Raw genomic sequence first — 7266 nt, forward strand, 5'->3', positions numbered from 1 at the left:
GATTTCCATGAATAGTCTTTTGCTCCGCATACGTCCCTTTCTCCAGACACTGCGGTATGCCCTCTCGTTTGTCTGGCAGAGCAGTCCGAGTCTCGCAGTTGGCAGTATTGTCGTACGGGTGATCCAGGGGCTGCTTCCCTTGGCCGTGCTGTATCTGACCAAACTGTTGATCGATGCGGTGACGGAGGGGCTCAAGGCTCCCGCGCAGGATGCCTCGCTGGCCCCAATTACGACGATTCTCGCGGGCCTGGCAGGTGCCGCAGTGATCAGCGCCATCCTTACGGTTGTCGCCTCCCTGATCTCCAGGATCCATGCCCAAGTCGTCACCGATCATATGCATGCGCTGCTGCAGGCGAAGTCCGTCGAGGTCGACCTCGAGTATTACGAGAACGCGCGGTACCAAGATACGCTGCATCGCGCGCAGCAGGAAGCGCCGTATCGTCCCACCGCGATTCTCAACGCGCTCTTGCAATGTTTCCAGGATGGCATCTCGCTGTTGGCGATGGCGGGCATTCTCTGGTGGTTGCATTGGGCGGTCATTCCGGTCCTGGCCCTGACGGCGATTCCGTATTTCTTTGTCCGCCTGCAACAGTCCAACCGGCTGTTTGCCTGGGAGCGCGAGCGCACGCCACTGGAACGGAAGGCCTGGTACGTCAACATGCTGCTCACCCAGGCCACCGCGGCCAAAGAGGTGCGTCTGTTCGACCTGGGCCCCCGGTTGCGGGAATGGTTCCGCGATGCGCGAACGGTGCTGCGCCGGGAGCGGATCGCCTTAGAGCGCCGGTGGGCGTTTGCCGGGTTGGCTGCGCAGATTGTGGGGGTGGCCGGAGTGTTCGGGGTCTACAGTTTCGTGGCGGTGCGAACGTTTCACGGGCTTCTGACTGTGGGCGATCTGGTCATGTTTTTTCAGGCTATTCAGCGGGCCTCGGGGTTTCTCGAAGGGCTGGGCTGGAGTGTGTCGAATTTGTATGAGAGCAATCTCTTTCTGACGACGCTGAACGAATTCCTGGCGATTCGCTCGAAATTGCCCGAAGCGGTCAAGCCTCGACCGTTTCCTGCCTCGCTCGGGCAGGGGATTACGTTCGAGCAGGTCTCGTTTCAATATCCCCACGAAGAACGGGTGGCCGTCCGCGACTTCACCTTTACGATCAAGCCCGGCGAGCATGTGGCATTCGTCGGAGCCAACGGCGCAGGGAAGACCACGCTGGTGAAGCTGTTGTGTCGTCTCTACGATCCCACGAGCGGTCGTATTACGATCGACGGGACGGACCTGCGTGACTACGCCATCGCCGATGTCCGCGGGGCGGTCAGCGGGATTTTCCAGGACTTTGTGAAGTTTCAGTTTTCCGCCAAAGACAACATCACGTTGGGGGCCAATGCGTCGGAGGTTGCACTTCCGGTGGTCGTGCAGGCCGCCAGGCAGGCCGGGGTCCATGAGGCCATCGAGCGTTTGCCGAAGGGCTACGAGTCCTTGTTGGGTAAGTTATTCGACGGGGGGCATGAGCTGAGTATCGGGGAATGGCAGAAGGTGGCGCTGGCGAGGGCCATTCTCCGCAATTCCCAGATCCTGATTCTCGACGAACCGACCAGTGCCATGGACGCGAAGGCGGAGGCGGAGCTGTTCGAACGGTTCCACGAACTCGCACAAGGACGGACGGCGATTTTAATCAGTCATCGGTTGTCCACGGTGAAAATGGCTGACCGGATTTTCGTGGTGGATCGAGGCCAGATCGTGGAACAGGGAACGCATGATGATTTGATGAGCCGCCAAGGCCTCTATGCCTCGTTATTCCTCACGCAAGCGCAACACTACCAATAGTCTCTCCCCCTTGATCGCTCCTTTCCTTTGGCAGGCTTGAATAGCGTGGCTTGTTGTGTCGTGCCTGCGGTTTACCCTCCCGGCCAAATGTTCCGGCGTATGTAGTGCTACGGACGGACTTACGTAGGGGGAGGCCCCCGCTTCTAGTGATCTAGGCAGAACGTCAGGCCGGGGCTACTCTTCTCGAAGACGTGGCGCGCCGTACTGTATCCGAAACAGCAATTCTACAATCTTAGGCGCCGGAGAGGAGTCACCCTTCGTGATTCTCATTCTTGCCGATTCGACCGATCCCTGGGCGACGTTGGCCCATCGGGAGGCCCAACGGACGGGTGGAGATGTCTTCTGGGTGGAGCCCGTGCAACTTCTGGATAAGATCCTGCTCGATTGGCCGGTCGTGGCCGGAGAAGCGGTCGTTCCAGGATTCCTGGAGATCGACGGCCGGACGATTCCTCTCGATGATTTGACCGGGATTTTCGCTCGTCTCCCTTTCCCTCTCCGTTTGGATCTTGAAGGGCTCTCGGACGCTGATGGCCAATATGTGACGAAGGAAGCCACGGCGGCCTGGTTGGCCTTCCTGAATGCCATGCCCTGTTCCGTGGTCAACCGACCGATGCCCGGCGGGAGGCCCACGCTCCTTTCGGGGAGCCCATTGCTGGCGCAGCTCGCTCAGGATCATGGATTTCTCCTTCCGGCTTCCCGCTGCACGTCAAGTCAGGCCGATGCGCTGCAACAATTTATGACCTGGGGCGAGTCGGCCTATCTCAAGCCGCTGGGGTCGGTTGAGCCGGGGCGGTTTCTCCATTCGCACGATGGGGGCGAGCAGATCCGCCGGGTCATGGAGCAGCAGGCGGTATCACTCCAAGCGATTCCACCGGGGCAACAGGCGACAGTCTATGTGGCTGGAGAGGAAGTGGTCGCCACGGTGCTTCGTCCCACTGAGGCCGTGCCGCAGCCGATGGAGGTGCGGTCGGCTCATGCCGCGCAGTGTCTTCGTCTCGTGCGCGCGTTGGGGCTCAGCTTCGCCGAGTGCCAGATTGTGATCACCCATGACGGGGGAATCGCGTGTCTCGATATCAGCAGTGCGCCGAATTTCTGGCGCTGTCCGCAGGATGCCCAGCAGCAGATCGTAGAACATCTGCTCAAACATCTCTCCGAACTCAGGAGTCTTTCGCATCATGATTCTTCTCATGGGGCCGATGGCCGATCCGGTGCTCGCGAACGTGTGTGCCCGACTTGCAGTCCGGAACGCTGACCTCATGCTTGTCCATCCGGAGTCGGACGGACAGGATTGGGATGTCTCCTGGTCTACCGACGGCGGCCGGGTGGTGGGACGCATTCGGCTTGGCCAGCGGGTCATTGATGCGGCAAGCATCGAAGCCGTGTATCTCCGCGGAGTCGGCGCCCGTTCAGCCTCGACGCCGCGCGAGCGGATGGTGGCGACGACGCTGTGGGAATTCGCCGAAAGTCTTCCGGTCCTGGTCGTCAACCGGCGCCAGCCCGGACACACGAACATGTCGAAGCCCTATCAGCAGCGGTTGATCGAGCAGTATGGCTTCCTGGTCCCGAAGACGCTGGTCACGATGGTGCCGGAGGAAGCGCGCCGCTTCTATGACGACTGTCAGGGGCGCGTCATCTACAAATCCATCAGCGCGGAGCGATCGATCGTGCGGCCGCTCACGCCTGCTGATTTTCCTCGTCTGGAACAGATCCGGACCTGCCCGGTCCAACTACAGGAAACCATTCCCGGCGCAGACTTACGTGTCCACACGGTCGGAGACCGGCTGTTCGCGACGGAGGTATTGTCGGACGGGGCGGATTACCGCTATGCCGAGCGCGAGGACAAGCAGCGCACCATGCGAGCGGTCGAATTGGAGTCGAGCGTTCAAGCCCGCTGTCTCAATCTCGCCAAGGGGCTGGGATTGAGCCTGAGCGGGATCGATCTTCGCCGGACGCCGGATGGCGCCTACTACTGTTTCGAAGTCAATACCAGCCCGGGGTTTACCTTTTTCGAAAACTATACGGGTCAGCGGATCGGCGATGCCTTGGCCGATTTGCTCTGTGCCGGACGGGCGTAAGGTGTGCGGACACGTCGAGTCACAACGAAGGGAGCGTCATCATGGGGAGACAACCGTTTATCACCGCCGATTTGAGACCGGATATGACCGTGAAGTCCGAGCCCGGACAAGCATCGCCGGCGGGTAGCGCGACGACCGCGCAGCTGGCCGAAGCGGCTCGTGCCGTCCTGTCAGAAGGAGAGCAGCAGCAGATTGAACGCGGCCGGCAAGATACCCGTCAGGACCTCCTGTCGGCGGTGCCGCGCCCCAATCAGGATGTCCAGGGAACGACGCTGGACGGCGAAACGGTGTTGCTCCACTTGGGGACCGGCCGCTACTACACCTTGAATCGGGTTGGCAGTGCGATCTGGGAGGCCTGCAACGGAAGTCTATCCCTTCAGGCGATCCACGTGGCGCTGTGCGGGCGGTTCGACGCTCCGCCGGAGCGGATCGCCGATGATCTATTCGCCCTCGTGACCCATCTGAGTCACGAGGGACTTTTAACAATAGAAAGGGGGTGAAGAACAATGGAACAACAGAAGAAGGAATCGTACTCAGAGCCCGTGTTGATCGCGCATGAATTGCTGCGCGATGTGACGGGTCAGAAGTACAAGGAGAAGACGAGCGACAAGGTTGTAGACGTAGTGGGAAACTAAGGTCGTTGGTCTGCCCATGGGCTGACCGGCCTGAAAAGGCCGGCCAGCTTGTGGCAATCGAGAGAGAGGGCGGAAGCTAACCAGATGAGGGATGCAATGAGCGCAACGATCACGACAGGCGACTATCTCTTCAATTGTCATGGCCTCGACCTCCGGTTTCGGACGTCCGTTCCCGCATTTGTCGAGCCGACACTCACCTTCCTCCGGCATTTCCAGACGGACGTGGCGCAGGGAGCGCCGGTGCTGACGATCCAGTTTGACGAGGTGGCCAGTCGAGCTGAGGTGCCGGTGACGATGTCAGCGGACTCGAAGGTGTTGTTTTCAGGGGAGCGGCCTTCCTTGGGGGATGCGGTGCGTGCGTTGTGGCAATGCGAGATCGTGCAGGACGGGAACCGGCTCATTGCCGACTTTCATGATCAGGGTGTGCTGGTGATCGACGGCGTCCGGAATCTGGTGGAGGGCTACTTCATCAGGCCCGATGCGCTGCATCCCGATGTACGGACGAGCTTTCTCCATTTCGCGCTCGCTGAGCTGCTGAAGCGCAACGGCCTCTATACCGTGCATGCGACGGCGCTCGAGTATGAGGGGCAAGGCATCTTGATTCCTGGCTATAGCGGCCAGGGGAAAACCACGTCGTTTCTCTCGCTCCTGCGTTCGGGGTTCCGCTACCTGTCGGACGACTATCCCTTGCTGCGCGATCGGGGCACGCAGATGGAACTGCTGGCCTTTCCCATGAAGATCGATGTGACGGACCGGACGATCGAGTTTTTCCCTGAGTTGCGCAATGCGCCCCCCGGCCTGTTGAAACAAGGGGTTCAGAAGAAACACTTTCAGCCTGAAGACCTCTATGCCGAGTCCATCGGCCGCTCCTGCACGCCGGCCATGATCATGTTCCCGCACGTAGTTGATATGCCGCATAGTTGTCTGGAACCGCTGCCCAAGAGCCGCGCGCTAGAAGCCCTGATGCCGCAAGGCCTCCTGGTCTACGACCAAGCCGTGGCCCGCCGTGAGTTTCAGGCGTTGTCGAAGCTGGTTCAGCAGGTCGATTGCTATCGGCTCCACTTTGGCCGGGACATCCTTGATCTGCCCACGTTGATCCGTCCGCTGCTTGAAGCCCGATCTGCGGCGTAGTCGGCCGGCGCGGGGGCTTAGCGGTAAGTCTGGGAATTGTGCTGCGCAAGAAAACTGTGGATACGCTCTCGTGACGCACCTGGTCATGAGGGACTCTAAAGAACGAAAGGGGGTGAAGAAGCATGGAACAACGGAAGAAGGAATCGTACTCAGAACCCGTGTTGGTCGCGCATGAATTGCTGCGCGATGTGACGGGGGTCAAGTACAAGGAGCAGTGCCAGAAGGCGGCGGATGCCGCCTGCGCCGACTAGTCTTGCCCTATGGTGCCATAGGCAGAAGACGCGCAGTGTGGATGGGTTGGCCGGTTGAATCAAGCCAGCCAACCCATCTCGACCGGGCGATGTGTGAGGGTGAAAAGGATGAGGGACGGACAGAGGAGCACCGTGGATCGATTCTGGCATCCCTCTGTCACAGGTGTGGAAGTCGGGGGCCATCATGATTGAGACGTTCATCTGGTTTGTCGAACGGGTTGGGGAGTACCTTTTTGCGTCTTTCCTTTCTTGGTCGAGTTTTCAGGCAGCCGTCGGACAGATCCCTCGGGTCTTTATCAATCTCTCAAACGGATTGGCTTGGCCGTATCTGCTTTCCAGCCTGGCCCTCGCCTGGGCGATCTATGTATTGGCGAAACGAGCAGGCCGCTTGGCGGACGTGTCATTTCGAGAGTTTGCCTTTCCCGCTCGGTTGTATCGTCATCGGTCGACTCTGCTGGATTTCCGGTTCGCGGCCATCGATATCGTGCTGACGTTTCTGATCTATGTCCCCATCATGACAGGGATCGGGCTGCTGGGAGCAAAAGTGATCACATGGGTATTGGTCGGGCATCTGGGATGGGAGCCACCCAGTTCGCTTTCTCCGACTGCGATCGTCATTGCGGCCGCTGGTTTTCTCCTGCTGCACGACTTGATCAACTATTGTGCCCATGTGCTGTTCCATAAGGTGCCGGTGCTGTGGGCTTTTCATCGGGTACATCATTCGGTCGAGGTGCTGACCCCTGCGGCAGCGTATCGGATTCATCCCGTGGAGATCATCGGTTTCGCAATGTTGCAGGCCCCGGCAGTCGGGCTTTCCGCGGTCTTCTATGAGAACATTCTTGGTCGTGATCAGCAGATCACGATGGTTTTCGGTGTGAGTATCGTTGGTTTTGTGCTGGCTCTGTTGGGTACTCATTTGCGCCATTCGCATATCTGGTTCTCCTATGGTCCGGTGTTCAATCGGCTTTTCATGAGTCCATCGCACCATCAGATCCATCACAGCGTCGATCCTCGCCATTGGAATAAGAATTTCGGTGTCAAGCTGTCGATCTGGGATGGCTTGTTCGGCACCCACTATCATCCTGGGCACCCTGAGGTTCTGCAGGTCGGGCTGCTCGATGCCGCGCCTCGTGAGTTTGAGACTGTTCGGAGCTTGTATGTGAGCCCGTTCGCAAGATCCGTTCACACTCTGACTCGCTTGCTCGAGAGGAGGGCCTAGGAGCCTGTCCGAGTAATGGCTGACCATGCGTGACAAGACGTAGATTCACGGCAGGACCAGCAGCGATTCGGTCCGCCGCCGAAGGGTGTGGCCGATACGTGTGCCAATGAGTGGAATTGTGATCGGTTTGGGGGGA

At 59.4% G+C, this 7266-nt stretch carries 8 protein-coding genes; all 8 read left to right on the forward strand.

What is annotated here, in order from left to right; genetic code table 11:
• The first annotated feature begins 7 nt into the window (after nt 1–7).
• The 8 genes from Q8N04_14040 (at nt 8) to Q8N04_14075 (ending at nt 7130) form a co-directional block, all read left to right on the forward strand.
• The gene (locus Q8N04_14040) at nt 8–1819 is read left to right on the forward strand and encodes an ABC transporter ATP-binding protein (GenBank protein MDP3091797.1); all 1812 of its coding nucleotides are present in this window, start codon (nt 8–10) and stop codon (nt 1817–1819) included.
• Nucleotides 1820–2078: 259 nt separating this feature from the next.
• Nucleotides 2079–3071 (forward strand): hypothetical protein, encoded by a 993-nt coding sequence (locus tag Q8N04_14045; GenBank protein ID MDP3091798.1) that lies wholly within the window; start codon nt 2079–2081, stop codon nt 3069–3071.
• Nucleotides 2995–3894 carry a hypothetical protein gene (locus Q8N04_14050; GenBank protein ID MDP3091799.1) on the forward strand — a complete coding sequence of 300 codons (900 nt, stop codon included), beginning with the start codon at nt 2995–2997 and terminating at the stop codon, nt 3892–3894. Before Q8N04_14045 ends, Q8N04_14050 begins: the two co-directional genes overlap by 77 nt.
• Before the next feature lie 41 nt (nt 3895–3935).
• A complete protein-coding gene (locus Q8N04_14055; GenBank protein ID MDP3091800.1) occupies nt 3936–4394 on the forward strand; it encodes a PqqD family protein in 459 nt (152 codons plus the stop codon).
• A 6-nt stretch (nt 4395–4400) separates the two neighbouring features.
• Nucleotides 4401–4529, forward strand: coding sequence for a hypothetical protein (locus Q8N04_14060; protein MDP3091801.1), 129 nt, complete (start codon nt 4401–4403; stop codon nt 4527–4529).
• 96 nt (nt 4530–4625) lie between these two features.
• Complete coding sequence (locus tag Q8N04_14065; GenBank protein ID MDP3091802.1) at nt 4626–5660, forward strand: hypothetical protein; 1035 nt, start codon at nt 4626–4628, stop codon at nt 5658–5660.
• A 122-nt stretch (nt 5661–5782) separates the two neighbouring features.
• Nucleotides 5783–5911 (forward strand): hypothetical protein, encoded by a 129-nt coding sequence (locus Q8N04_14070; protein MDP3091803.1) that lies wholly within the window; start codon nt 5783–5785, stop codon nt 5909–5911.
• 184 nt (nt 5912–6095) lie between these two features.
• Nucleotides 6096–7130, forward strand: coding sequence for a sterol desaturase family protein (locus Q8N04_14075; GenBank protein MDP3091804.1), 1035 nt, complete (start codon nt 6096–6098; stop codon nt 7128–7130).
• Nucleotides 7131–7266 lie beyond the last annotated feature (136 nt).

Origin of the sequence: Nitrospira sp. (assembly GCA_030692565.1) — a bacterium.
Taxonomy (GTDB): Bacteria; Nitrospirota; Nitrospiria; order Nitrospirales; family Nitrospiraceae; genus Nitrospira_D.

Excerpts from the sequence above, each read along its gene's own strand:
- Q8N04_14040 (MDP3091797.1), top strand. The coding sequence starts at position 8 with ATGAATAGTCTTTTGCTCCGCATACGTCCCTTTCTCCAGACACTGCGG.
- Q8N04_14050 (MDP3091799.1), top strand. The coding sequence starts at position 2,995 with ATGATTCTTCTCATGGGGCCGATGGCCGATCCGGTGCTCGCGAACGTG.
- Q8N04_14055 (MDP3091800.1), top strand. The coding sequence starts at position 3,936 with ATGGGGAGACAACCGTTTATCACCGCCGATTTGAGACCGGATATGACC.
- Q8N04_14060 (MDP3091801.1), top strand. The coding sequence starts at position 4,401 with ATGGAACAACAGAAGAAGGAATCGTACTCAGAGCCCGTGTTGATCGCG.
- Q8N04_14065 (MDP3091802.1), top strand. The coding sequence starts at position 4,626 with ATGAGCGCAACGATCACGACAGGCGACTATCTCTTCAATTGTCATGGC.
- Q8N04_14070 (MDP3091803.1), top strand. The coding sequence starts at position 5,783 with ATGGAACAACGGAAGAAGGAATCGTACTCAGAACCCGTGTTGGTCGCG.
- Q8N04_14075 (MDP3091804.1), top strand. The coding sequence starts at position 6,096 with ATGATTGAGACGTTCATCTGGTTTGTCGAACGGGTTGGGGAGTACCTT.